This is a genomic window from Armatimonas sp. (assembly GCF_031410135.1).
In the GTDB taxonomy this organism is placed as follows: Bacteria; Armatimonadota; Armatimonadia; order Armatimonadales; family Armatimonadaceae; genus Armatimonas.
Window position 1 is genome coordinate 1 of the sequence record NZ_JANNYP010000061.1, and the last position, 24,924, is coordinate 24,924.

Sequence of the window (24,924 nt, forward strand, 5' to 3'; positions counted from 1 at the left end):
GGGCGGCACGAACAAAGCGTGCAAGCCAGGCCGCTGCTCCGGTGAAGAGCCCTTGTGCCTCTTGATCCCCTTCTGCTGCTTTAGTATGGACTACGCGTACCAGAAACCCTCTTCCTTCGATTAGGGCACGCTGACGAGCCCGCTCACCGACCAGAGCTGGTTCGTCGGTCTCAAGAAGCCCGCAGACGGCTTTGGTAAGCGCGGTATGGGGCCAGAGCCCGTCGCAGGCGCGTAGTGTCCGATGCATCAGCTCCGTGGTGACATAGGCTCCACTGCCTTCATCGCCAAACTCCCAGCCGCGTCCGCCTACCCGCACCGACTTACCGGATTCGTCCTCCCCGTAGATCACCGAGCCCGTCCCGGCCACGCACAAAATGCCAATGCCCTCCGGGATCGCCCCATGAAATGCCACCACGTAGTCCGGTACCACAGAGATAGTGGTGGAGGGATAGGCTGCGCTAAGTGCCGTCTCCCAGCTCGCCTTGATCTCTCCACGGCTCACTTTCGTGATCCCTGCACAGATCACCTCGATCTTTCCGGGAACTTGAGCAAGGAGCGCGAGCACGGGCTCGGGACCACCCTCAGGGTCGGCAGCACACCGTAGTTCACTCTCATTCCAACGCACTCTCACGTTTGTGCCGCCCGCATCTATTCCCACACATAGTCTTGACATGGCTTGCAGATTCACCATACCCATGATACTATTCCTTCCGCTTCGGGGCGTGGCTCAGCTTGGTAGAGCGCTGCGTTCGGGTCGCAGAGGTCGCAGGTTCGAATCCTGTCGCCCCGATAAAAATTTTAGAAGAGAAATTAAAACAGGCTTGCTTCGGCAAGCCTGTTTTGTTTGTATAGTGTAGGCATGAATTTCTCTTTTTTACGCTCTGACCGACCAGAGCTAACCCACGGCATCCAGAGCGGCGATATTTCCTTTGACAGCGCCATGATCTGGAGTCGGGCAGATCGTGCTGCCCGAATGAGTGTCGAGCTTGCCGCGACGGAGGCGTTTCTCAACCCGAGGCGCATTCCAGGGCCGGTGGTGCTGGAAAATTCTGACTTCACGGGCAAGCTTCTCGTGACAGGCTTACCTGCTGGCGAAGATGTCTTCTACCGAGTGAGCTTTACGGGCCTCGACAGTGACAAAGCCACAAGCGAACCGCTGATCGGGCGGCTCCGAACGGCTCCGGTTAAAAAGCGCGATATTACGTTTGTTTGGACAGGCGACACGGTCGGACAGGGCTGGGGAATCAACGAGGCATTTGGCGGGCTCAAGGGCTACGGCGCGATGCGGGCCAGCAAGCCCGATTTTTTTATCAACTCCGGCGACTGTATCTACGCCGATGGCCCACTCCCCTCGGAGGTCAAGCTTCCGGATGGCTCGGTCTGGAAGAACCTTATCACGGAGGCAAAATCAAAAGTGGCAGAGACGCTTTCCGAGTTTCGGGGGGCGTTTGCCTACAATTTACTGGATACACACTACAAAGCCTTCGCCGCCGAAGTGCCAATGCTGGTGCAGTGGGACGACCACGAGACGCTCAACAACTGGTTTCCAGGCCGCGTGCTCGACGACCCGCGCTACAAAACCAAGAGTGCCGCGCTACTTTCCGCCCGTGCCAACCAGGCGTTTCGGGAGTACATGCCGATCCGTGAGTTTCCCCAAGAGCCAGGACGTATCTACCGCAAGATCACCTACGGCCCCCTGCTTGATGTGTTTATGATAGACATGCGTTCCTACCGGGGCGACAACACCAACGGCAAAGAGACAGCTCCGGGAGCCAATACCGCGCTGCTGGGAAATGCACAGCTTGCTTGGCTCAAGCGCGAGCTGGCAAGCAGCAAGGCCCTCTGGAAAGTGATCGCCTCAGACATGCCGCTCGGGCTCGTCGTCGGAGATAGCTACCAGGGAAAGAGTACCATCGAGGCCGTTGCCAACGGCGATGGCCAGGCAACGGGCCGTGAGCTGGAGCTCGCCGAGCTGCTCTCGTCGTTGAAGCGAAGCAAGGTCAAGAATATCATCTGGCTGACCGCAGATGTTCACTACTGCGCCGCGCACTACTACGACCCAAACAAAGCCCAGTACCAGGACTTCCTCCCATTTCACGAGTTTGTCGCCGGGCCGATTCATGCGGGCAGCTTTGGCCCCAACAAACTCGATAACACCTTTGGTCCCCAAGTGCTCTTCCAGAAAGCAGGCAGTGGTGGCCCCGCCGCCGGACACCAGTTCTTTGGCGAGGTAAAGATCACCGCCGCCACAGGCGAGCTCAGCGTCACCCTCAAAGACATCGCTCAGCGCTCCCTCCACACCACACGACTTGCGCCAAAATGAACAAGTTTCGCGCTTGCTGATACTTTCTACACTACCACTTGTTAATTTTTGATACCTGCTTTCCGCTTTTTTACCCGCCCAAAGAGTATCCCCGTGAAGGAAATCCTTAGGGGAGACTTTCGAGACGTAAGAGAAGAGGTAAGAGAAGGATGAGTCAAATTTTAACAATCACAAAATCACCGGCGACAACTGCGCCGCGTCAGCGAACCGACCGCCCCGATCCTGCATGGGTTCGGGGACGTTGCCCGGAGTGCGGTGATGAGCTTGTTTCGCACTTGTACTACAAGCGCAACGAAGGCTACGTGATTCAGTGGGAGTGCTGGGCCAGCCAGGGAGATTCCCCGAGCTGCGGCTACAAAAAAGTGCTTTAAGTAACAGCTCCGATCACGGAGCAATGATTTTCGGCTAGATGAAGTGAGGTTTGACCATGATCGTAAGTAACAATATCAATATGACCACTGCCAATGCGCTGACGCGGGTACAGGTTTATAAACATATCACCCGAGACCGGGTGCTCGATGTCAGCGAGATGCTCTCGCTGGAGCCCAAGCGCAGCAAGATCGCCTTTACCCTGGTGGAGTTTGACGACAGCCACAAAGCTACGGTACGTGTCAAGCACTACGCCGATGCGGCGGATTTCAAGCTGGTCTGCTGGGACATTCTCTACGGCAACTTTGACGAGTGGGCGGACTACAAAGGGACAATCTACGATGATGGTATCCAGGCGCGGACACTTTCGCTGCGCAAGGACACCAAGTACCGTCAGCCCTTTGTCCTCAAGATTGACAATGGCCACGGCGAGACACTCTCCGGGGGGGCGGTCAAGATGGTGGACATCCGAGATTCTCTCACCTTGCTCCTCTCCGAGTTCGAGGCACGCAAGCTTGCCCAGACGGTTCTGGACTACATCCGGGACTGGGAGACAATCAACTTCCGTCGGCGCCAAGAGGCTATGACGGTTGTGATTCCGGTAGCAGAGCATCTGCAACCCACACTCCCCAGCTTGGAAAGTGATAGCGAGCCTGTTATCACTGAAGAACCGGTTGCGCCGCGCTCCCGCCGTCGCACAGCAAAAGCGGCCTAATTCTTAGGGCAGGGACTGCCAAAAATGAGAGTATTATGTCCCTGCCCTCTATTCCACCCTTTATAACCGAAAACTTTGAACGCTACTACGGAACGGACAGCGTCTACCGTCCGTATGCCTTCGCGGCAACGTTCTTCTTTTTTCTTTTCCTGAAACGTGACAGCCGCCGTGCGGGCTTCTTTGGCATTGTCGCGACGATTGTTGCCTACCATGTCGCGGGGTTTATTGGGGACGCCTTCATTCAGTTTGCTCCCCCCGTTCAGACCGCACCGACAACTGCACGTCGCTAGCGCCGATCTCCCACACCAAGCCCATTAACACTCTCGGGCGGCAGGTAACCCGACAGCAACAGTGAGCCACCTCGCACCTCCGCCTTTTCCACACGAATCGGGGCTCGAAGTGAGGAGAAGTCCACAACGGGGTTGATACGCTCGGCCACAAAGTCCAGAACGAGCTTCGGGATGGGCACTATCAGCAGACGGGCTTTGTCGGGCTCAAAGTCCATTTTTACCCCACCACCGCGCGGAAGTAAGTTTCCCTCCACCTGAATGGGCAAGGTAGGATACCCAAAGATCTCGGGCGTGACGCGAACGCTTACCCAGGAGCCACGCAGGCTAATCTTCAGATCCGCAAGCTTGGGACGGCGCGTCCGGACGAGCCGGTCGAGCTCACTCTCCTCAATCCGTGCAATAAAGCGCGCCTCCCCTACACTCTTGAGACTCTGGCGATTTTTATCAATTTCAATCTCTGCCGCATCCACGCGAAGTTCCGCCACAGTGCACTCAGGCAGAAGCTGAACCCCACGCCCAACGAGAGTCACCGTACGCACACGGCCACGCATCAAGGCTCCCAGGCTTGCTGCCTTCACTTTGGCGGTGTAGCTCTGCGCCGGGCCTAGATACTGCGGCAGTAGCTCCTCCACGGCGCGCTCGGCTTTTTTCTCACCAGGGCGAGCGCACCCCACTAAGGCAAGCAGTAGCAGTGCCGCCGCGCCGTACTTCATTTTGCCTGCTCAGGATCTTTGGGTGTCGCCAGAATGCTAGGAACCGCGACCGTGAGTAGGAGAGCCAAAACGGTCAGTCCCGCGGAGAAGTAGTAGGGAGCCGTCGGGTCAAACGTCTTAAAGAGCCAACCCGCTGTCAGTGGCCCCACCGTCCGTGCGAGGGCATCAAAGGACTGCTGGACGGAAAGATTGAGCCCCTGTCCTCCCTGTGTTCGCCGAGAGATGAGCGCAGAGATCGCAGGCCCCATCATCGAGCGCCCCCCGGAGAGCGGAATCGTCGGCAGAAATACCATCCAGCCCCACTCGCGCGGTAGAGTCAGCGCAACATAGCCTAGCACCAGAACACCCATCCCGATGCGAGCAACTTTCCCCTCGCCTAGCTTGCTGACCATGCGCCCGATCAGACCCCCTTGGATGATGATCCCGATAATTCCCACAAACGCCATCAAGTAACCAAAGCGCTCGGGGAGATTCTTATCGTTGGCAAGTCCGCGTGCAAGTAGAAAGAAGCCAAAGGCTTGCTCAATCGCCGCAAACCCAAAAATCGATATAAACGAGAGCACATAGAGGCCCGCGTTCGGCCCTGTGAGTGCTTGGCGAGTCTGCTTCCACGCCGAGGGACGATCCGGGCTGTTAAGTTTTGCGCGCTCCTCAGCCGAAAGCGACTCCGGGAGAAAGCGGTAGGAAAAGACAAAATTGATCAAAGCCATACCCGCGGCGACATAGGCAGGCAGGCTCAGGCTCACTTTCCCCAGAATACCGCCCAGTGCCGGGCCGAACATAAAGCCTAAACCAAAACAGGCTCCGAGCAGCCCCATTCCCTTAGCACGGTTCGCAGGAGTCGTCACATCAGCCACGTAGGCAAACGCCACTCCTATTGAGGCGGACGAGAGCAGTCCGGCTAGCAGACGCGCCGTAAAGAGCATCCAAAGACTGCCATTGGCCAGACCAAAGAAGATATATGCAAGCCCCACTCCCAAGAGCGAGAGGAGAATCACGGGGCGGCGACCTGCGCGATCCGAGTAGCGTCCCCAAAATGGTGCGCAAAGAAACTGTGTCAAAGAGTACGAAGCGGCGAGAAGCCCCCCCACAAAAGCAGCATTGCCATTGGCTTCTCCCACAGCCTGCTTGATATACAGTGGCAGGTTAGGCAAGATAATCCCAAAGCCAAGCAGATCAATAAAAACCGTTAGAGCAAGTAGCAGAATGGGACGGAATACTGCCTTAAATCCATCATCTGGCAAATCCGACGAACCCGAAGAACGTTTGCGCATATCAGATCCTGTTGTATCATGCATGACGAGAGTTGGTAAAATAGAGACCATGTACGACCTAAAAGTGGATAAGAAAATTCAGCTACGTGCTCGGCTTCAAACAAGTGCTCTGACAGCCTTGTTAATGTTTAGTGTCGTGTATGCGATCTATCCTGTCTATGCATTTTGGAATGGTGAGGGTCTGACACCGGCTGTTTTGAAAAAAAAGACTAAGGCTCACAAAGGAAAAGGATTTCTCTCCGTTGTCAGCCGAAACACAGTCAGTATCTACGCAGGATGTTTAGGATTAATTGTTGGCCTAGGCTTGAGTAAAGAAGTCGCAAGAGGCTGGCAACGACGTCATGATCTTAAGAAACTAATTGAGCAAGGAAAAAGCAAGTGAAAAAACCTAAATTCCCCCTTTGGATAGTCTTTGTACTGGCAGCACTCGTTGGTGGGCTTGTTGCGGTTGGTACGTTGAGTAATAAGAATGTACAGACATTCTCAGAGCATGATCATGACCACGATGGCAAAGCGGACCATGGGGAAAATGACCATCACTGAGTGAAGACGCGGTCAGCGGCGATATAATAGGCACCATGCGCTATGCTCCCCCTAAGGGTACCTATGATATTCTCCCACCTGCTCCAGGCCGGGATGCCGTTCAAAACTCGGCGCTCTGGCAGTGGCTAGAGACTAGTTTTCGTGAGATCTGCCGCCAGTATGGCTACTCAGAAATTCGCACTCCAATCTTCGAGTCCCATGACCTCATCCACCGCTCCGTTGGCGAGGGCACGGATATCGTTGCCAAGGAAACTTTTGACTTTATCACGAAGGGTAACGACGCCCTGACCCTGCGGCCTGAGGGCACGGCGGGAGTCATGCGTGCCTTTGTCTCCAACCGTCTCTACATAGAGCGGCCCGTCACCAAACTGTACTATATTGGCCCCAACTTCCGCTACGAGCGCCCTCAAAAAGGCCGCTACCGCCAGCACCACCAAGCTGGGGCAGAGCTTTTGGGAGCCTCTGGGCCGGAAGCCGATGCGGAAGTGATTGCACTGGCCTGTGGGTTCTACGCCCGCCTCGGACTAACGGATCTCAAGGTGAAGCTGAATACAGTAGGCACACCAGAGAGCCGGGCAGAGTATGTCAAGGCGCTTCGTACTTGGGCAGAGCCATTATTGCCACAGATGAGCGGGGAGAACAACCGGCGCTTTGCGCAAAATGCGCTACGAATGCTTGATTCCAAAGAACCACAGGACATCGCGCTTCTTGCCACGGCTCCATCCCTGAGCGATTACTTAGATGAAGCCAGCCAGACACACTTCGCTGCGGTGAAGGGCTATCTCACCGCAATGGGCTTGCCCTATGAGGAAGACCCTCGGCTGGTGCGTGGCTTTGACTACTACACACACACCGTTTTTGAGATCCAGTCGGTAGTTTTGGGGGATAAGGCGCTTGGCGGCGGCGGGCGCTACAACGGGTTAATTGAAGCCGTTGGTGGCCCAGCAACACCGGGCATTGGATTTGGCTTGGGGCTGGAGCGCGTCTTGCTGGCGCTGGAGGAAACGGGCATCTCTCTCCCAACAGCCTCCGGGCTCGATGCATTTCTCTGCCCTCTCGGCGAAGCAGCACGAGCATCTTGTGTTACTCTGCTGGCCCACCTGCGCGCAGAGGGAGTTGTCTGCGATATGGACTACACTGGTCGTCGAATGAAAGCTATGCTGGAACAAGCGGATCAGTGCAAGGCACGATTTGCCGTCATTCTAGGCGATGATGAGCTAGCACAAGGTGTTGCAACTGTCCGCGACATGATCACAAAAGTGCAGGAGGTAGCCCCGTTAGAAAGTCTCTCTAGGTTGTTGATGTAAGAAAGCCTCAATAACCGGAGCAAAACTGCCAGAATTAAGACAGACATGTCTTTCTTATCTGCTGAACGCCTTGGAGAACTTCTCGGACGGTTACTCACCGCGACGCGTTCGTTTGCCTACACCGCACACTACGATGCCCAGGCAAGGCAGCTAGCTCCTCCTACAATCGCAGATCCTCGACGCGCTTGCGATCTCTTGCCCCTTGACAATCCCGAGCAGCTGAGCTTTGGCGATCGGCTTCTTGCTGCGGTTCCAGCAGAAGAGCGCCAGAGACGGCAAGATGTCTTTCAAGATGCGTTCACGAGTCAGCAGCGTGAGGTAAATGTGCGCTTTCGATGTATAGACACATCGGGAAAAACCTACTGGATACATGAAGAGGCGACACTGGAGTCGGGCAATATCATCGGGGTTTTTGCGGTCTTGCCCGTGGTGGAAGAAGCTCCGCTTCTGGCAGAGCCAGCGCCGGGGCCCATCTCGACACGTCCACGCTTGCTGAAGCGCTCTAGCGACCTTACGGCCAGTGATCTCGAAGCGGGCCTCAAAAAGCAACAATTCATTCTTGCCTACCAGTTCCAGCTCCAACCGCAACAGCAACGAATCACAGGAGTCGAGGCATTTATCCGCTGGCGACACCCTGAGCAAGGCTTACTCTTCCCCTCACGCTTTCTTTCCCTTGCGGAAGAGTCCGGGCTCATTGAAGCACTGGGACTCTGGATGGCGGAGTCCGCCTACCACCAGCAGCGCGTGTGGCAAGATAGTGGCTATGACATTCCACTCTGTCTTAACATTGCAGGACGCCAGCTCTTGCAGACCGGCTTTTCTCAAAAGCTCCCCGCGGGAAATTTCAGGTTTGAGCTCACCGAAAATACGCTCCTTCAGCATGGTGAGGCACTTCGAGAAAGCCTCTTGGCACTTTCCAAACGAGGCTTCCCAATTGGCCTCGACAATGTCGGAACAGGAAACATCACGGACGCAACCCTGATGCGTTTCCCTCTTCGCTATCTCAAGATCGCGCGGTCACTTGTACAGAACTTGGATGTGGAGGAGAGTGCTGAAAAAGTTCAGTGGATTATTGCCTTAGGTCGTGCACATGGGTTGGAGGTCACCGCCGATGGCGTCGAGACTCATCAAGAGGCACAGCAGCTTTTAGCCGCCGGTTGCACCGCGCTTCAAGGCTATCTCTACTCCCGCCCCATCGGGGCCGAAGCACTGGAGGAGCTTCTACGATCCGGGAACTATCTCTTGCCGGAGCGCCCCTTGGCACGCGCCGCCTAGCCAAGATTGCGGGAGCGGGTACAATCACTTCACCGATGCATATTGGTTTGTTCACGGAAAGCTACGAGCCTGTTATTAATGGCGTCTCGACATCCGTCAAGACACTTGCCCTAGAGCTTCTTGCCGAAGGTCACGAGCCGACCGTGCTTGCCCCACGCTATCCCGGCTATGCGGACAACACAGACGTGCCCGTACGCCGCATGCCCTCCTGGGTCTCGCCCTGGAACCCAGAGAACCCCTTTGCCCACTCGCCACTATTGGGCCAACCGATGGTGCTGCGCAACTTGCCACTCGATGTCGTGCACACGCAACAACCCTTTGGAATGGGCCATCACGGGCTCCGGCTCGCACGTCAGCTTGGGGTACCGCTGGTTTCGACCTTTCACACGCTCTACCACGAGTACACACACTATGTTCCTCTTCCAACAAGGCTCAGTAGCTGGTGGCTCTCACGACACTTACGTCTGTACTACGGCCATGAGTGTGCTCGTGTCATTGTGCCCTCACATGCCACGGGTGAGGTGCTGGTCCGCCTTGGTGTCCCCGAAGAAAAGATTACGGTTGTCCCGACAGGAATTCCCGCCCTTCGCCCCGTTCTCGCATCCGAGATTGCCGCCGTTCGGGAGCGCTACAGCTTGCCCGAATCCGCGCCCGTGTTGCTCTATGTGGGACGGATCGCCCACGAGAAAAATATCGAGTTGCTCTTTGAGGCACTGGGCCAGTGGCCCTCAGATGCGATTCTCTTGCTGGTGGGAGGTGGCCCCGCACTGGAAAGCCTAAAAACCGAGGCGGAAGCGCGAGGCCTCTCCCCTCGCATTCGTTTTGCAGGCTTTGTGCCTCGCGTTGACCTTCCCCCGATCTTTTCGACAGCGACTCTCTTTGTCTTCCCTAGTGTCACGGACACACAAGGGGTCGTACTCTCGGAGGCGCAGAGCAATGGCCTCCCATGTGTTGTGGCTAAGGGAGGCGGTGCTCCTGAGTTTGTGCGCGATGGCATAGACGCGCTGATCGTCCCGCCCCAGGAGCTGGGCGCTGCGACGGCAGCACTACTGGCAGACCGGGATCGCCTGCAAGCCTTTGCCTGTGCCGCCCGCCAGAGCCCCCTACATCCTACCCCCACCGAGATGGCCCGCCGTATTGTCGCGGTCTATGAAGCGGCTCGCATGGTAAAGTAACGGGCATGGGCCAACTGGGGCGTTTCATCCGTGAGCTGGGAAAGTACCGCAAGACACAGGCGTGGATCGCCTTTCTGACGCTTCTTTCGGCGCTGCTCTCCCTTCAGACTCCAGGACTGATCCGGCAGATATTCAACTATCTTGACCCGCGCAAGTCGGAGCCTTTTCATCTGCCAGGGCCACTGGCAAGCCTGGAGGGTGCCTTCTTTATCCTGTTGCTTGTCTCGCTGGCATCGGGCCTGATGAGCTATGTGATGGGTGTGACGATCCAAGCGATGGGCCAGCGCTTTCTTCTCGACACTCGTGTTCGTCTCTACACTCACCTCCAAGGGCTCTCGCAGGGCTTCTTTGAGAAATCCCAGACGGGTAAGATCGTCGCCACCGTGGTCAACGATGTCGGGCAGGTCAACCAGCTCATCACGGGAGCGTTTGTGACCATTATCCAGGACTCCGTGACGCTGATTGGGGTGCTGGTGCTGATCTTTATTCAAAACCCACGACTCGCCCTCTTGGCTCTCTCGGTCTACCCGATCTATATCCTCAACTATATCTTCTCTCGCAAGCGCCTCTCGGACAATGCCGGCAAGATCAGTGAGCTACGCGGGGTGATTCTCTCGGACTTACAGGAGAAGCTGGCGGGGATTCAGGTAGTGAAGTCCTACGCCCAGGAGCGCTCGGAAGTCCGTAGCTACACCCACCAGAACCGCGAGAACCTGAACCTTAATATCCGCCAGAGTAATCTAGGGACGCAGCTCTTTGCCCGTGCGGAGCTCATCACCGCTGTTGGTACGGGGATTGTTCTGTGCATGGGTGGGCAGGCGGTGATCAACGGCGAGCTGAAACAGGGCGATCTGGTTGCCTTTCTGGTCTTAGTCACGGCCTATCTCTATGCCCCGACCGTGCGCCTGATCCAGCTCAACGACCAGCTTGCTCGCGCTCAAGCCAGCCTGCGCCGCATCTTTGAGCTTCTCGATACGGAGCCTGTGGTGGTCAACGACACCAAGGCTCCTGAGCTCCCCAAGATCGCCGGGCGCGTGGTCTACGACAATGTCTGGTTTTCCTACGAGCCCGAGCAGTATGTTCTCAAGGGAATCAATCTGGTGGTCGAGCCAGGCCAGCTGATCGCCTTTGTCGGAGGCAGTGGCAGTGGCAAGACGACCATGATGAGCTTGCTCTCGCGCCACTATGACGTGGTCAAGGGCAGCATTACCATTGATGGCCACGATCTGCAAGATATCGAGCTGTACTCGCTCCGACAGCAGATCGGGACGGTCTTACAGGAGAGCATTCTCTTCCATGCGACCATTCGTGAGAACCTTCGCTACGGCAAGCTAGATGCCACCGATGAAGAGATTGCCTCTGCCGTGGAAGCCGCCAATCTAACGCAGACGATCGAAGCGCTCCCGGGTGGCTATGACACGAAGTTCGGGGAAGAGGGCATCAAGCTCTCCGTGGGTGAGAAGCAGCGCCTCGCCATCGCACGTGCCCTCCTCGCGGACCCACGCATCCTGGTTCTTGACGAGGCCACCAGCTCGCTGGACTCCGAGACCGAGTCACTGATCCAGGAAGCCCTGGATCGCCTGATGAAAAACCGCACCAGCTTCGTCATCGCTCACCGGCTCTCCACCATTGTCAAGGCCGATAAAATCGTCGTTATGGAGCTCGGTGAGATTAAAGAGATGGGCAGCCACACCGAGCTTCTGGAGCTCGGTGGCATCTACGCCCGCCTCTACGCCGAGCAGTTCAGAGCCGAACTGGAAGTATCGGTGGCCTAGACTCGCCTACCAAATCGAGCGCGGCCTACACCGTCTTAAAGTCCGCCTTGCCCTCGGCAGCCACGATCCATCTCTCCGGGTACACTGTTTAGCAGTGCCGCCCATTGGAGCGATACGAGTTTTGCTATGGATGACCATTCCCTACGAGTTTTAGAGTTTGATGCGGTGCGCAGTCTGCTGGCGGAGCGGACGGCGTGCTCGCTGGGCGGTGAGCGGGCGCGGGAGCTGATGCCGACACCGCTTTTTGCCTTTGTGCAGGAGTGGCAGCAGGAGACCACCGAGGCACGGAAAGTGACCGAGGCACACGGGCCGTTTCCGCTGGGGGGCATTCATGACATTCGGCGCTCGCTGGTGCACGCTGAGGTGGGGCAGAACCTCACGCCACACGAGTTTCTGATGCTCTCCTCGACTCTTATCGGGGCAGGAAAGCTCAAGAACTTTCTCATTCGCCACGCTGAAAAAGCGCCACTTCTCTCCGACCGAGCACAAGGGATTCAGGAGTTCCCCCAGCTCTTGGCTCAGATCGAGCTGTGTATCGGACGGAGCGGCGATGTTTTAGACTCCGCCTCCCCTACCCTCGCTGCAGTCCGCTCCAAAATTCGCCTCACCCAAAAACGAATTGAGGAGAAGCTCAGCGCGGTGCTCAACTCTTCGGCGACGCGCGGGATGCTCATGGACCCGACCGTGGTCTTGCGCGATGGCCGCCGCTGCCTCCCCGTCAAGTCCGAGTTCAAGCGCCAGCTTCCGGGCATTATCCATGATCAATCGGGGACAGGCTCCACGATCTTTATCGAGCCGCTGATCGTGGTCGAGCTCAACAACGAGCTACGTCAGCTCGAAGCCAGCGAGCAACGCGAGATTGAGAAAGTATTAGAAAAACTCACGGAGGGTGTTAAGCGCCTCGGCGAGAAACTCCACAGCTCGGTAGAAATCGTCGCGGGCTTAGACCTTGCTAGCGCCAAGGCAAAGCTCGCCGATGACTTTGAGTGCATCGCGCCCAAGCTCAACCAGAATGGACACGTACTATTAGAAGAGGCCAGGCACCCACTCCTCAACCAAGAGACGGTGATTCCGATTGATGTGCGGCTAGGCGACGAGCAGACCAAGGCACTTCTTATCACCGGGCCAAACACCGGCGGCAAGACCGTCACGCTCAAGACCGTAGGACTCTTTACTCTGATGGCGCAGTCTGGCCTCCACATTCCCGCCCATACGGCGGAGCTGGCACACTTCACCCAGGTCTTTGCCGATATTGGCGATGAGCAGTCCATCACACACAGCCTCTCGACATTCTCAGCGCATATTCGTAATATCGTCACGATCTTAAAGTCGCTCGGAACTCAGGCACTGGTGCTGCTGGATGAAGTAGGCTCCGGCACCGACCCGGCGGAGGGAGCGGCGCTCGCCAAAGCGATTCTGGGGGACTTGCTCGCGCACAATGCACGGGTCATTGCCACGACCCACTACGGCGAGCTGAAGGAGTTTGCCTACAGTCGCGACGGGATTGACAACGCTGCCGTGGAGTTTGACCTAGAAACACTTCGACCGACCTATCGCATTTTGCAGGGCGTGCCTGGCTCTTCCAATGCCTTTCACATCGCCCGCCGCCTCGGGATGCCGCCGCGCGTGGTGGATGCCGCGATTGAGAACCAGAGTCGAGCAGGAGCTGAGGCCGCGACCGTGATGCTCCGCCTGGAGGAAGCAAAACGGAGTGCTGAGAATGAGCGTGAGAATACCCGCAGGCTCCGACGCGAGATAGATGAGCTGAAGCGTAAGTACGAGGAGCGCCTGCGCGATCTGGAGAGCCTGCGTAAAGAGGCCAAGGCTCGCGCCACGGAAGAGGCCCGTGCGGTGATTCGGCAAAAAACCGAGAAGATGGACAATCTGATTGGCGAGCTGCGGCGGATGGGGAAAGAGGGCCGCAAGACCCAGTCCACGCGCAAGAAGATGAAGGACACCACCGACGAGCTGATCGGGGAGATTGGCTGGGAGAAAGAGCCGCTTCCCTTCGACGAGGCTCCGATCCCGACGGTTCTGAAAAAAGGTGAGCGCGTCCGTGTCACTTCGCTGGGAAATGCCATCGGCAATGTGCTCGCTGACTCCGCAGGCAAAGAAGTCCAGGTTCAGGTCGGCGCGATGCGTGTCACAGTTCCCCTCTCGGCCCTGCGCAACCTCAACGGCATCGAGATCGCCGCCCTTCCTGCTCCTAAAGTGGAGAGCGCCACCAACGCCGGAGCGCTCGCCATGGCCAAGACCATGACCGTCTCCCACGAGCTTACCGTCATCGGAATGCGCGCCGACGCCGCCCTGCCGCGTGTGGACAAGTGGCTCGACGATGCCTACACCGCCGGGCTACTCAACGTTCGTATTGTCCACGGCAAGGGCACCGGTGCCCTCCGAAGAGCCATCTGGGAGACCCTCAAGACCGACAACCGCGTCCAGTCCGTCGCCATGGCCCACCCCGACTTCGGCGGAGCAGGAGCCACGGAGCTAGTTCTGCGGCAATAAACGAATGTGGGTCGGGGACGCACCGAGTTATTTGACTGCGCCCGCCTGTTTGAGAATTGTGATAACCTCGCTATTTCCACCAATTCCCGCCCAGTCGAGAACCGAACGACCGTCTTCTTGGAGTTCGTTGAGTTTCCCACTCTTGCGTATCTGCTCCGCCGTCTTCGTGTCGCCCATGAACAGCGCCTGCCCGTAGACCTGTCGCGTTTGGTCATCGCGGGCCGTCACCTTGGCCCCCTTGGCAATCAACAGCTTGACCAACTCGGGGTTTCCTGCCATTGCCGCCCCCATCAAAGGGGTTCCTCCCATGCTGTTCCGTGCGTCCACTTCGGCTCCCTTAGCAAGCAAGAGCTTGGCAATGGCGACATTTCCGCTACTACACGCCCACGCAAGAGGAGTATTGTGTAACTGATCATCGGTTGCTTTCACATCAGCCCCTGCCTGAAGTAGGAGCTCGACCAGTGGCGCATTATCCCCCAAAGCTGCCAGAAGCAACGCGGAGCTGCCTTTCATCTCGCCGCTCTCAGCAACCGCATTGACATTTGCTCCCTTAGCAATCAAAAGCTTGACGATCGTAAGCTGCTCATTTTCTATCGCACCAAGCAACACTGTGGAGCCGTCCTCATTTCGACCATTTGGATTCGCCCCTTTCTGCAGTAGAGCCTGAACAATCTCGGTAGAGCCATGGTTCGCGGCAACAGAAAGTAGCACTCGTCCCGCCCCATCGCGTGTATTGGGATTGGCACCGTTACGGAGAAGCGTAGTCACGGCAACAAGATGGTTTGCTTGAACCGCACTTGTCAGGGAAGAAAACACGTTCACGGCTGGTGCCTTGGTGACAATGAGCTTCGGGTTCTGGCTACCGGGGAAGTGCTGTGGCTTCTTGCCACCAATATAGAGCTGCCATACCTCAACGTTGAGCTGTCTTCGTGGCAATGTCTTATCCCAACCGACGACGAGCCCGCTGTCTGTATAGACATAGGGCATCCAGGTTCGGGATCGAATCCAGGCAAGTGCCTCCTTCAGAGTTTTGAAGTGCTGCTGCCCTTCCTCCAGCACTCCTCTAGTGATGCCATGATGCTCTTTCCAGTGATCCCCTGGCCCCGGATAATACAGCCCCAGACTGCCATCCCAACGCTTCTCCCGAGGAGTCATTTCCACGGAGCGAGTTGCTCCTTCCCAGGTGTAGGAGCGAGTCAAGGCATCTGTTGCCGCAATCAAGATCGTTCCCGTGGCGTTCGTCGCGCGAATTGTCATACCGGGAGTCATAACGATTTCATTTTTGCTCTGACTCTTGGCTTTTTGGATCATACAGTGTTTCTCTTTCACAGAAAATGGTGGTGAAACATCATATCGCCTACCAATTCTGACTGTCCACCAGGGAGCGACACAAATGCTTCAAGCTTCGCGCGGCCTCGGGCCGCTTGACGCGAAGCGTCGCTAAGGCGGGGACTTCAGGCCCAGACCGACACGGTACAATAACGCCATTATGAGCCTAACCCTTGACAGTGCGCCGCTTTCTGCCGCCGAAGTCGGCGAGCGTGGACGAGAGATCTATTTCAACGAAATCCAAAGCCAAGACCACAACGGTGAGTATCTCACGATAGAGATACTCTCGCATGACTGGGAAGTGGGTAAGAAGCATCGTGAAACCCTTTTTGCAATGCGGGATCGCTATCCGAGCGGTGAGTTATATACCCTAAAAGTGGGCGAGATTGTCATTGGACATGCAGGCAGCGCAGGATCGTGAAACCCGATGACATTGACTTTCAATTCCGGCACGAAAAGCATAGTTGGACACTTGCTCGACTATCCATTGCCAAGATGGGATTCGAATACGATGCGACCGAACACGTTTTTCATCTGACCTACCTATGGGACTCACCAGCAGAAGTGTTTGTCAATGCAATGCTCAAACTCGCAGAGGGTAAACCACATGTAGCCTTCACAGTGTATACCGAGCCTGGACGCTTTGATTGGACGTTCTCTCTTGTGCTTAATGCCCATCACCTTGATCAGGTTGAGATTCGCTACTATTCTGAGGATCATGTTGAGGAAGGACAAAATGCTCTACAACTGATCTCATTCGTTGTGAAACGTTCCTTCTGGCTAAAATTAGTGCAGGCAGAGCTGGGAAAGCTCATGCTCCTTGCCTCCGATGAAGACTACGCCAAAGATCGGCATGTTGAAGCCTTACCCTGGGACGCAATGCATGCTCTGTGCGGTAAAATTCCCGCATGACCAAAGGACGACTGGAAGCGTTTAGCGATGGGGTGATCGCCATTCTTATCACGATCATGGTGCTGGAGCTGAAAGTTCCCCACGGCGCGGACTGGGCGACGCTGCTCTCGCTCAAGGACAAGTTCCTCAGCTACGCCCTGAGTTTTGTGTTTCTCGGCATCTACTGGAACAACCACCACCACCTGCTTCAGGCCACCAAGATCGTGGACGGGCGCGTGCTTTGGGCGAACTTGCACCTGCTTTTCTGGCTCTCGCTGGTCTCGTTTGCAACGGGCTGGATGGGCGAGAACCACTTTGCGCCCCGCCCCGTGGCACTCTACGGCGTGGTGCTCTTGCTCTCGGGCGTGGCGTATTTTATTCTGAGCCGTGTGCTTATCGCCGCACATGGAACAGACTCCCACCTGGGGCAAGCGCTCGGGAAAGACACCAAGGGCATTGTCTCCTTGGTGCTCTACGCCATCGCCATTCCCGTGGCATTTTCCCTGCCGCTGGCCTCCGCTGCGCTCTATGTCGCCGTGGCCGTGATGTGGCTCATTCCCGACCGGCGGATAGAAAAAACGATGGCGCCGTGATTTTCGTCAACCTTCTTCCGTAGGAGCAAACCCACGGCGCATGACCGACTCGGTGATGGTGCGCGGGACGAGGAACTGCTGCAGATAGTCTGGGCCACCCGCCTTGCTCCCAACGCCACTCATGCGGGCACCACCGAACGGCTGGCGATCCACGACGGCTCCGGTGATCTTGCGGTTGATGTAGAGGTTCCCCACGCGAAACTCCCGCCGCACGCGCTCGATATTCTTCGGGGAGCGCGAGTAGAGCCCGCCCGTCAGCGCGTACATGGTGCCATCGGCGATTGCCAGGGCTTCGTCGAGCGAGGCGGCCTTGAGAATGGCGACCACAGGGCCGAAGATTTCTTCTTGGCAGAGCTTGCCATCGGCGGGGCAGTCAATAAAGGCACTCGGGGCGACATAGTAGCCTTTCCCGACCAGCTCAGCAGGGACGGCTTTCTGCCCGACGAGCTTGCCCTCTTGCTTGCCGATCTCGATGTAGCGCTCGATCCGGGCCTGCGAGTCCGCATCCACAACCGGCGGGACATTGGTCGCAGGATCGGACGCATTTCCGACGATCAGGCTCGCCATCGCCTCGCCGAGTCGGTGGCAGAACGGCTCGTAGGCATCCCCAATCACGATAATCCGTGAGCACGCCGAGCACTTCTGGCCCGCAAAGCCCGCCACAGAAGCAAGCGCACCGGCAACGGCCTCGTCGAGGTCGGCGTCTTCGTCCACGATAATCGCGTTCTTACCGCCTAGCTCCGCGATCACACGCTTGATCTCCCGCTGGCCGGGGCGAACTTCCGAGGCGCTCCGAATAATGCTCAGGCCCACGGCTTTACTCCCGGTAAACGCAATCACGGCGACGCGCGGATCGTTGACCAGAGTCGGTCCGATCTGTTCGCCATCACCAGGGAGGAAGTTGCTCACGCCCGCCGGACAGCCTGCTGCCTCCAGCGCCTCTTGCAGGAAGTAGCCGACGCGACATGCTTGCTCGCTGGGTTTTAGGATTACCGGGTTTCCGGCCACAATCGCCGCGACTGCCATGCCACAGAGGATCGCCAGCGGGAAGTTCCAGGGGGCGATAATCACTGCGGGGCCACGGGCATCATAGAAATACTCATTCCACTCGCCCGGGAGATTACGCTTGCGCGGCTCCGAGAGGCGCTCCATCTCAGCGGCGTAGAAGTTACAGAAGTCAATTGCCTCTGCCACATCCGCATCGGCCTCGCGCCAGGGCTTACCCACCTCGCGCACCATCCACGCGGAGATCTCGTAGCGGCGCTTCTCAAACTGGTCGGCGGTGCGACGCAGCAGGTCGGCGCGCTCTTTCACCGAGACATCGCGCCAGCTCGGAAACGCCGCGCTCGCCGCGGCCAGCGCTTGCTCAGCCTGGGCCACACTGGCAAAGTGTGCCTTGGATGCCACCACCGCCGTCTCCGACGGATCCGTACGCTCGACAACGGTCGCGCTCACTTCGCGCTTGCCATTAATGACGATGGGAACGGTAAAGCCGAGGTCGGCCTTGATCTTATCTAGTGCTTCTTGCATCTTTTTCTGGTTCTCGGGGATCGCAAAATCCACCTCGGGGTTATTGACGAATACCGCATTACTCCCCCGCTCGGCGGGGGCTAGGGGGGCGGCAGTTAGGGGGGAGGCCAAAAGCGCATCGTCGGCGTTAGCATCACCCGACTTGCGGATGAAGCTGTCGTTGGAGGAGTTTTCTAGAAGACGACGAACTAAGTAGGCCATCCCGGGGAGCAGCTCGCCAAAGGGGACATAGGTGCGGACACGCTCGCCTTGCGCGGCGAGAGCGCGGCCAATCGGCTCGCCCATCCCAAAGAGCACCTGGTACTCGACCGTGCGCGGTGGGACACCTTTTGCCTCGGCGAGGGCCTGGGCCTTCGATGATGACCGGACGTTATGGCTGGCGATCGCGGGCCGGAGGTGCTGCCAGTTGTCCAGCAAGAACTCCGTACAGCGCTCAAAACAAGCATCGGTAAGGGGCTTCTTCTCCCAGACCGGCACGGGATGGTGGCGCTGGGCGGCGATGATCGTCTCAAAGTCCCAGTACGCGCCTTTCACCAGCCGCACGTGAACGGGAACGCCACGGGCGATCACCCAGTCGCGTAGCTCCACCAAGTCCGCCTCGGCGCGCTTCAGATAGGCCTGCACCACGATTCCCACATCAGCCCAGTCGGCAAACTCGGGCTCGGTGAAGATCTCTTGAAAAATACGGTTGGTGGTGGTGCAGAAGTCATGCTGCTCCATGTCGAAGTTCACAAAGAGCCCGTGTTTTTTGGCCGCCGAGAGGATCGGATAGAGGCGCTCTTTCACGGCTTGCACGGTGGCATCGGCAGCCATTGGGTCGAAGCGCGAGTAAAGAGAGCTAAGCTTGACGGAGACATTGACCTTGGGAAGCGTGCCGTAGCTGGCTTTTTCGAGCTGGTCAATACTGGGCCAGTCTTTGGAGAGGCGAGCAAGGTCTTCGATCAGATCCAGATACTTCTTCTGATACGCCAGCGCCTCGACCTCGCTGATCACAGCCTCACCGAGCAAGTCCATCGTGAAGGTCATCGGGACGCGGCGCAAGCGCTCGATCTCCTTGACGGCCTCGATTCCGTTGCGACCGGCGATAAAGCGCCCCGCCATCATCTTGGCCCCGGTGTGCGAGGCGAAGTGCAAGAGCGAGCGCGAGGGGCTGGTACTAGAGAGTGCGGTCAGAAGCTGCGCCCCACCGGGAGGCAGCGAGACATCGGGGCGCACCAAATACTCCAGCAGGTGACGCGCCACTGACTCGGGAGACTTCAGTGCGGGGAGCGCATCCACAAAGCGAAAGAGCTCAATCTTGAGCTTCTCGTCGCGGGTCGAGAGCGCCATCAGCTGGCCGTAGAACGTCTCGGTAAAGCTCCCCTTCTTTTCCTGCCGCCGCACCTCAGAGAGCAAGCGCTTTCCACGGGTCTGCGTCGCCTGCTCGACTCCTGCCGTTGTACTTATGGTACTCATGGCGAGTATTCTACCACAACAAATGCAGACTGTCCTAATTTAGTTCTGGGGCCCTGGCCCAACGCTCTGGATGATCTTCTGATAGACCGGCATCAGAGTCTTCCAGTCGGTCTCAGCGCACTGGGCACGAACCGTGTAGCGCTTGTCTCCTCCAAGGATAGTCACGCGGTAGCCATGCACGGCGAGTCCATTGTCTTTTCCCATATACTCCGAGAAGCGCCCCTCACCCAGCTTGCTCTGGAGCAGTTGCATCTTGCCATCGTTGAAGGGGTCGAGTTTCTTCCCAAGCGAGGCCGCCTGTGAATCGTGAAGCTTCTCGACGGCGGGCTTGGTGCTGGCCCGAACCGTCGCACCAAGCTGCCCCGGAAGTGCATCAGCGACGCCGCCCAGCTGGTTGTTGCTGGCGGTCATCATGTCCGCCATCAGCGAGCCTGCCAGATCCGCGCCAATCTTCAGATAAGCGGTTCCTGATGTCAGCTCAATCGTCCCCGCGTTACCGCCAACCTCCACCTGTCCCGCGCCGCGCCAGCCTTTGGGCCGCAGGTAGGTAAAGCCATTGGTTTCAGCTCCGGTGCAGGAACAGGGCCATTGCAGCCCATCGCCAATAAACAAATCGTAGTAAACCCAACTCTGAGTCTCTGTTGCATCTAAAGTCACCTCTCCACTGTCGGACACGGCAGTTGTGCAAAAGTTACCCTTTTCCGGGCGTTTTTTCCTCCTCAGGAAACTCAGGGATTTCTTCGGGCGGCACTTCTACCACCTTGCCATCCTTCCAGACAACCACGGACTGTTGTAGGCGCTTGTGCTCGGCAAGAGCGGCTTGCACCCCGGCTCCCAGTGCCTTCAAGACAATCGGAATATGGCTTAGCTCAAGTGTCTTTTTCGGTTCGCGCTCGTCGCTCAACATAGTTCGCTCTCATCTGTCGCCAGGCAGCTGGCTGTGGGGTGGTTCCAAAGGCGATCACACTTGGCTCCCCCATTGTCGTGTTATCTAGAACTAGCCACTCGTCGGCTAGTGGCTGATAAAGATCATAGAAACAGCGCAACCCACTCTCCCACCGTCGGCGTATCGTGGAATCGGGGATGGAGTGGCCGCCGGTGCGCACTCGCTGGTGGACACGGGCAACGGCCATCTCGGGGCTAGGCAGATACAGAAAATAGAGGCTGACATGGTAACCCAGCGCTCGCAGACGCAGCAAACGCCCCGCCAGAGCCTTCCCCGAGAGCGTCGTCTCTAAAGCAAAATCGCGCCGCTCACCAGCAAGGGAGTCTAGCCGCTCCAGCAACAGCCTTCCCGCAGCAACCTCGACACCAATGCTTCGTTCTTCCAGACGCAGGCTCTTGGCAATCTCATCCGCGTTGAGATAGGGCATCTCCTCAGGAATCAGAGCCCGTGCAATCGTGGATTTCCCTGACCCATTCGGCCCCGCCAGAACAATTAATTGCGGCACAGGGCATTTTATCAGATTATCCGCGAGAGCTATGTTTGCGAATCTTCCCTCTACGGGCGATAATGTTCGGGAGTTTTTTGTTTTATGAGTATTCTCACGGTGTCCAACCTCGCCAAGAGTTTTGGGGCAGATATTTTATTTTCGGACATCACGTTTAGTGTCGCGGCGGGCCAGAAGCTAGGCCTCATTGGGCGCAATGGCGGTGGGAAGACGACCCTTCTCAAGATTCTTCTTGGGCAGGAGCTCCCCGACCCCAGTAACAACCAGCCTCCCAAGATCAACCTAGCGAACGGACGTCGTATGGGCTACCTGCGGCAAGAAGCGCCGGTGCATCCCGAGCGCACGATTGGCGAGGAGATCGAGGTCGCGCTGGAGCCGTATCGGGCAGTACAGGCGCGGATCTCCGCTGCCGAGCACGCCATGAGCGATGCGACCGATGATGAATCGCTCAACACGGCGCTGGAAGAGTACACCGAGGCACTGGATGAGTTTGAGTCGCGCGGTGGCTATGAGATTGAGTCCGAGAAAGACGCGACCCTGATGCGCCTGGGCTTTGGGCCGGAGACGCTCGAAAAGCAAGTGGGCTCCTGCTCTGGCGGCGAGCAGACACGCCTCGCGCTGGCAAAGCTTGTGCTCACGCGCCCAGACTTACTGATCCTCGATGAGCCCACCAACCACCTGGATATCAGTGCGGTAGAGTGGCTGGAAGGCTTTCTGAAAGAATACGCGGGGGCGGTGATTCTGGTGAGCCACGATCGGTATTTCTTAGATGCCGTGGTGGACAGTATTGCCGAGCTGGAGTTCCAGAAATTGACCATGTATAAGGGCAACTACTCGCACTTCCGCCGCCAGAAAGAAGAAAAGCTCCAGCGCCAGCAGGACATGTACGATCAGCAGCAGAAAGAGATCGCTCGCCTCAATGATCTGATTAAGCGCAACATGGGCGCGAACAATACCGCCAGTATCATCCGCCACAAGACCCAGGGCCGCATTGAGCGCATGGACAAAGTGGATGCCGTCCGCACCGATACAAGCCGTGTGAAAGCCAAGATTGACGATAAAAACGCGGGTCGGATTGGCCGCGAGGTGCTGAACCTCTCGGGCGTAGCGAAAGCCTACGGTGAGAGAACACTCTTTGCCGATCTGAATGCCATTGTCGAGCGTGGTGATAGAGTCGGCTTTGTGGGACCAAACGGGGCAGGCAAGACCACCCTGGTCAAGATGCTCCTGGGCGAAGAGGAGCCGACCGCCGGAAATATCCAGTGGGGCCACAATGTGCGGATGGCCTACTTCTCTCAGCACGCCACGGATGCCCTCGATGTCCAAAAAACCGTACTCGATACCCTCCGCGACGAAGCTCCGGCCTGGAACGAGACCCAGCTTCGCAGCTACCTCGCCCGGTTTCTCTTCATGGGCGATGATGTCTTCAAGCAGGTAGTAATGCTCTCCGGTGGCGAGAAGAACAAGCTGGCACTCTCGTGCATGTTGCTAGAGCCGTGTAACTTACTGATCCTCGATGAGCCCACCAACCACCTGGATATTGAGTCATGCGAGACACTAGGGCAGATGCTCCAAGACTACGCGGGAACACTCTTTCTGGTCAGCCACGATAGATACTTGCTCAATGCCGTCACCAATAAAACCCTCGGGCTCACCGGAACCGGCAGCGCCGAGCTGATCGAGGGCAACTATGCCGCCTGGCGCGAGCAACAAAACCCCACAGCGGTCGTCGTGCCAAAGCCCAAAGTCGCCACAGTCGCAGCCCCCCCTGTAGCACGTATGGACAACAAAGCACGGGCAAAAACGCAAGCGGCTCTGGAGAAAGCAGAAGTGCGCATCTCCACTCTGGAAGCCCGGCTCGCTGAACTTGAAGCAAGCCTTGGCACCGGCACTGGCGATCTGGTCGCCCTAGCTGCCGAGCACACCAAAACACAAGACGAGCTTGCCACGACGCTCACCGAATGGGAGCGGCTCAGCGTGGAGCTGGGGTAGAATTATGCTGTGTCCAACAAAGCCTTAAAATGTGAGAAGAACTTAAAACCATGAACCTTCAAAAACTCTCTAGCTTTAACCGAGACTCCGCTCTGGAATTTTTGAGAATCGAACAACTTCTGTCATGGGAGATCAGAGCAACTCCCATTAAGATTTCAGCGTTCTTCGAGGAGAGATTGGAGCGTCTTCACCGCAATTTCGCTCTCTACAACTCGGAGAGCGCTAAAGAACTGTTGATTGATGCTTTCTGCGAAGAAGCCTTGGAACGGCGCTCACAGCTCCAAGCGTGGAAAGAGGCACCTCTGCGTAGTGACACACTAACGGGGTTTGTGGACTACTTGATCGCTCAGAAACGCGCCTACCTGGGGCCACCGCTCCTCTGTGTGGTGGAAGCAAAAAAAGACGATTTTGAGCAAGGCACAGCCCAGTGCCTCGTCTCGATGGATGCCTGTGCCTGGCAAAACGCTCAAAAGCAACACGTTATTCCTGTGTTTGGAGTTGTCACCAATGGCTCAGGGTGGCAGTTCTATCAGCGGGACTCCCAGGGAGCATACAGCGAGTCGGTGCTCTTTACATCGGGGGATGCTCCCCACTTACTGGGGGCACTAGATTTTATCTTCGCAGAATGTGAGAAAAGTCTGGTATCCTGAAACCACTATGGCTTTTGGTGGACAATCTCAGCAGCGCTGGGGCGACAACTCAATCAATGCGGCGGACTTTATCCGTGACTTTCAGCTCACCGATCTCAACGGTCGGGTCTGTCATTCTTTCCCAACACGGGGTCGAAGCTGGATCCTCTTTGCGTTCTTCGGTCTCGATGGCCAGAGCGCACAGACGCTTCAGGCGCTCCAAAAGCTGGCCGATGGCTACAAAGAGAGCGGCAAGCTGACGGTCTGGGGGATTTCCCAAGACACCGATGAAGCGGCTGTCCGAGAGTTTGCGGCGGAGAACGGAATTTCGTTTCCGCTGATGCTGGATCACCATCTCTACCACTCTGGTCTCTACGGCATCCCCTACGCTCCTGCCGTGTTTTTAGTCGCGAGCGATGGCACGGTTCAGCGAAAAGCCCTTGGCCACAAGCCCACGGTTCTTGCCGATATGTCCAAGAGAATCGCGACATTTGCAGAGATCGCGGAGCCGGTCGAAGTTTAGGCCATGCCCACCAAGTTTGATCTGGGCGACGAGAGCCTGAGTGTCACGGCTAAATCAGAGGCCAGTCGGCAGCTCACGGTCATCAAAGACTCACGCGACGCGGATCGTATCCGGGCGACGATCCCCAGCACACTTCTTTCGATGGGCTTTACGATCTGGGTCTATGCGATTCCCCTGCACTTTGGCTGGGCAGTGGCAGCCGGGCTGGTGCTCTCGATCTTCATCCACGAGTGCGGTCATGCGATTGCGGCGCGGCGCTACGGC

At 57.2% G+C, this 24,924-nt stretch carries 24 protein-coding genes, 1 tRNA gene and 1 pseudogene; 18 read left to right on the top strand and 8 right to left on the bottom strand.

All coding sequences use genetic code 11. From position 1 onward, the window contains the following. Nucleotides 1–673, bottom strand: a 673-nt coding sequence (locus tag RMO15_RS02140) for a BadF/BadG/BcrA/BcrD ATPase family protein (protein WP_309707373.1), incomplete at its 3' end; no start/stop codon positions are given. A 43-nt stretch (nt 674–716) separates the two neighbouring features. Between RMO15_RS02140 and RMO15_RS02145 the strand changes: the two genes are divergently transcribed. The 5 genes from RMO15_RS02145 to RMO15_RS02165 all read left to right on the top strand — a co-directional run bounded on the left by RMO15_RS02145 (nt 717) and on the right by RMO15_RS02165 (nt 3,697). Further along, a tRNA-Pro gene (locus RMO15_RS02145) sits at nt 717–790 on the top strand. A 69-nt stretch (nt 791–859) separates the two neighbouring features. After that, entirely contained in the window at nt 860–2,323 is a 1,464-nt protein-coding gene (locus RMO15_RS02150; protein ID WP_309707375.1) for an alkaline phosphatase D family protein, read from the top strand. A gap of 149 nt (nt 2,324–2,472) precedes the next feature. Then, nucleotides 2,473–2,694 (top strand): hypothetical protein, encoded by a 222-nt coding sequence (locus RMO15_RS02155; protein WP_309707378.1) that lies wholly within the window; start codon nt 2,473–2,475, stop codon nt 2,692–2,694. A 56-nt stretch (nt 2,695–2,750) separates the two neighbouring features. Beyond that, nucleotides 2,751–3,407: a hypothetical protein gene (locus tag RMO15_RS02160; RefSeq protein ID WP_309707380.1), complete on the top strand. Its 657-nt coding sequence runs from the start codon at nt 2,751–2,753 to the stop codon at nt 3,405–3,407. Nucleotides 3,408–3,442: 35 nt separating this feature from the next. Then, nucleotides 3,443–3,697, top strand: coding sequence for a hypothetical protein (locus RMO15_RS02165; RefSeq protein ID WP_309707382.1), 255 nt, complete (start codon nt 3,443–3,445; stop codon nt 3,695–3,697). Here RMO15_RS02165 and RMO15_RS02170 read toward each other — a convergent pair. Both RMO15_RS02170 and RMO15_RS02175 read right to left on the bottom strand, forming a co-directional pair. Then, complete coding sequence (locus RMO15_RS02170) at nt 3,694–4,410, bottom strand: DUF2993 domain-containing protein (protein ID WP_309707384.1); 717 nt, start codon at nt 4,408–4,410, stop codon at nt 3,694–3,696. The two genes, RMO15_RS02165 and RMO15_RS02170, sit on opposite strands and share 4 nt — an antisense overlap. Beyond that, nucleotides 4,407–5,684, bottom strand: coding sequence for an MFS transporter (locus RMO15_RS02175; RefSeq protein WP_309707386.1), 1,278 nt, complete (start codon nt 5,682–5,684; stop codon nt 4,407–4,409). Before RMO15_RS02175 ends, RMO15_RS02170 begins: the two co-directional genes overlap by 4 nt. 49 nt (nt 5,685–5,733) lie before the next feature. Between RMO15_RS02175 and RMO15_RS02180 the strand changes: the two genes are divergently transcribed. The 6 genes from RMO15_RS02180 to RMO15_RS02205 all read left to right on the top strand — a co-directional run bounded on the left by RMO15_RS02180 (nt 5,734) and on the right by RMO15_RS02205 (nt 14,267). After that, a complete protein-coding gene (locus tag RMO15_RS02180) occupies nt 5,734–6,066 on the top strand; it encodes a hypothetical protein (RefSeq protein ID WP_309707387.1) in 333 nt (110 codons plus the stop codon). A gap of 196 nt (nt 6,067–6,262) precedes the next feature. Further along, nucleotides 6,263–7,534 carry a histidine--tRNA ligase gene (gene hisS / locus RMO15_RS02185; RefSeq protein WP_309707389.1) on the top strand — a complete coding sequence of 424 codons (1,272 nt, stop codon included), beginning with the start codon at nt 6,263–6,265 and terminating at the stop codon, nt 7,532–7,534. A 45-nt stretch (nt 7,535–7,579) separates the two neighbouring features. Further along, nucleotides 7,580–8,809, top strand: coding sequence for an EAL domain-containing protein (locus RMO15_RS02190; RefSeq protein ID WP_309707391.1), 1,230 nt, complete (start codon nt 7,580–7,582; stop codon nt 8,807–8,809). Between the two features lie 35 nt (nt 8,810–8,844). Further along, entirely contained in the window at nt 8,845–9,984 is a 1,140-nt protein-coding gene (locus RMO15_RS02195) for a glycosyltransferase (protein WP_309707393.1), read from the top strand. 5 nt (nt 9,985–9,989) lie between these two features. Then, entirely contained in the window at nt 9,990–11,759 is a 1,770-nt protein-coding gene (locus RMO15_RS02200; RefSeq protein ID WP_309707396.1) for an ABC transporter ATP-binding protein, read from the top strand. Nucleotides 11,760–11,885: 126 nt separating this feature from the next. Continuing rightward, on the top strand, nt 11,886–14,267 hold the full coding sequence (locus tag RMO15_RS02205; RefSeq protein WP_309707398.1) for an endonuclease MutS2: 2,382 nt from the start codon (nt 11,886–11,888) through the stop codon (nt 14,265–14,267). 27 nt (nt 14,268–14,294) lie between these two features. On the opposite strand, the gene RMO15_RS02210 is transcribed toward RMO15_RS02205, so the two are convergent. Next, nucleotides 14,295–15,524 carry an ankyrin repeat domain-containing protein gene (locus RMO15_RS02210; RefSeq protein ID WP_309707400.1) on the bottom strand — a complete coding sequence of 410 codons (1,230 nt, stop codon included), beginning with the start codon at nt 15,522–15,524 and terminating at the stop codon, nt 14,295–14,297. A gap of 232 nt (nt 15,525–15,756) precedes the next feature. On the opposite strand from RMO15_RS02210, the gene RMO15_RS02215 reads away from it, so the two are divergent. The 3 genes from RMO15_RS02215 to RMO15_RS02225 are packed head-to-tail and all read left to right on the top strand — an operon-like array spanning nt 15,757 to nt 17,080. Continuing rightward, nucleotides 15,757–16,017, top strand: coding sequence for a hypothetical protein (locus RMO15_RS02215; RefSeq protein WP_309707402.1), 261 nt, complete (start codon nt 15,757–15,759; stop codon nt 16,015–16,017). Beyond that, entirely contained in the window at nt 16,014–16,508 is a 495-nt protein-coding gene (locus RMO15_RS02220) for a hypothetical protein (RefSeq protein WP_309707404.1), read from the top strand. Before RMO15_RS02215 ends, RMO15_RS02220 begins: the two co-directional genes overlap by 4 nt. Next, nucleotides 16,505–17,080 (top strand): TMEM175 family protein, encoded by a 576-nt coding sequence (locus tag RMO15_RS02225; RefSeq protein WP_309707406.1) that lies wholly within the window; start codon nt 16,505–16,507, stop codon nt 17,078–17,080. Before RMO15_RS02220 ends, RMO15_RS02225 begins: the two co-directional genes overlap by 4 nt. 6 nt (nt 17,081–17,086) lie before the next feature. On the opposite strand, the gene RMO15_RS02230 is transcribed toward RMO15_RS02225, so the two are convergent. Genes RMO15_RS02230 through RMO15_RS02245 form a run of 4 tightly spaced genes read right to left on the bottom strand, consistent with a single transcriptional unit; the run spans nt 17,087 to nt 21,516 of the window. Further along, complete coding sequence (locus RMO15_RS02230; protein ID WP_309707407.1) at nt 17,087–20,065, bottom strand: proline dehydrogenase family protein; 2,979 nt, start codon at nt 20,063–20,065, stop codon at nt 17,087–17,089. 39 nt (nt 20,066–20,104) lie between these two features. Further along, the gene (locus RMO15_RS02235) at nt 20,105–20,722 is read right to left on the bottom strand and encodes a hypothetical protein (RefSeq protein WP_309707408.1); all 618 of its coding nucleotides are present in this window, start codon (nt 20,720–20,722) and stop codon (nt 20,105–20,107) included. A gap of 34 nt (nt 20,723–20,756) precedes the next feature. Then, entirely contained in the window at nt 20,757–20,972 is a 216-nt protein-coding gene (locus tag RMO15_RS02240; protein ID WP_309707410.1) for a hypothetical protein, read from the bottom strand. Further along, the gene (locus RMO15_RS02245) at nt 20,935–21,516 is read right to left on the bottom strand and encodes an AAA family ATPase (RefSeq protein ID WP_309707412.1); all 582 of its coding nucleotides are present in this window, start codon (nt 21,514–21,516) and stop codon (nt 20,935–20,937) included. The genes RMO15_RS02240 and RMO15_RS02245 overlap by 38 nt, the downstream gene beginning before the upstream one ends. Before the next feature lie 84 nt (nt 21,517–21,600). Here RMO15_RS02245 and RMO15_RS02250 point away from each other — a divergent pair, with 84 nt between their 5' ends. The 4 genes and pseudogenes from RMO15_RS02250 to RMO15_RS02265 all read left to right on the top strand — a co-directional run. Further along, nucleotides 21,601–23,508, top strand: a complete 1,908-nt coding sequence (locus RMO15_RS02250) for an ABC-F family ATP-binding cassette domain-containing protein (RefSeq protein WP_309707414.1) — start codon at nt 21,601–21,603, stop codon at nt 23,506–23,508. A 50-nt stretch (nt 23,509–23,558) separates the two neighbouring features. Next, on the top strand, nt 23,559–24,158 hold the full coding sequence (locus RMO15_RS02255) for a hypothetical protein (RefSeq protein WP_309707416.1): 600 nt from the start codon (nt 23,559–23,561) through the stop codon (nt 24,156–24,158). A 7-nt stretch (nt 24,159–24,165) separates the two neighbouring features. Continuing rightward, the gene (locus RMO15_RS02260; protein ID WP_309707418.1) at nt 24,166–24,660 is read left to right on the top strand and encodes a TlpA disulfide reductase family protein; all 495 of its coding nucleotides are present in this window, start codon (nt 24,166–24,168) and stop codon (nt 24,658–24,660) included. Between the two features lie 3 nt (nt 24,661–24,663). Continuing rightward, nucleotides 24,664–24,924: pseudogene (locus RMO15_RS02265) on the top strand (hypothetical protein); the annotation flags it as partial.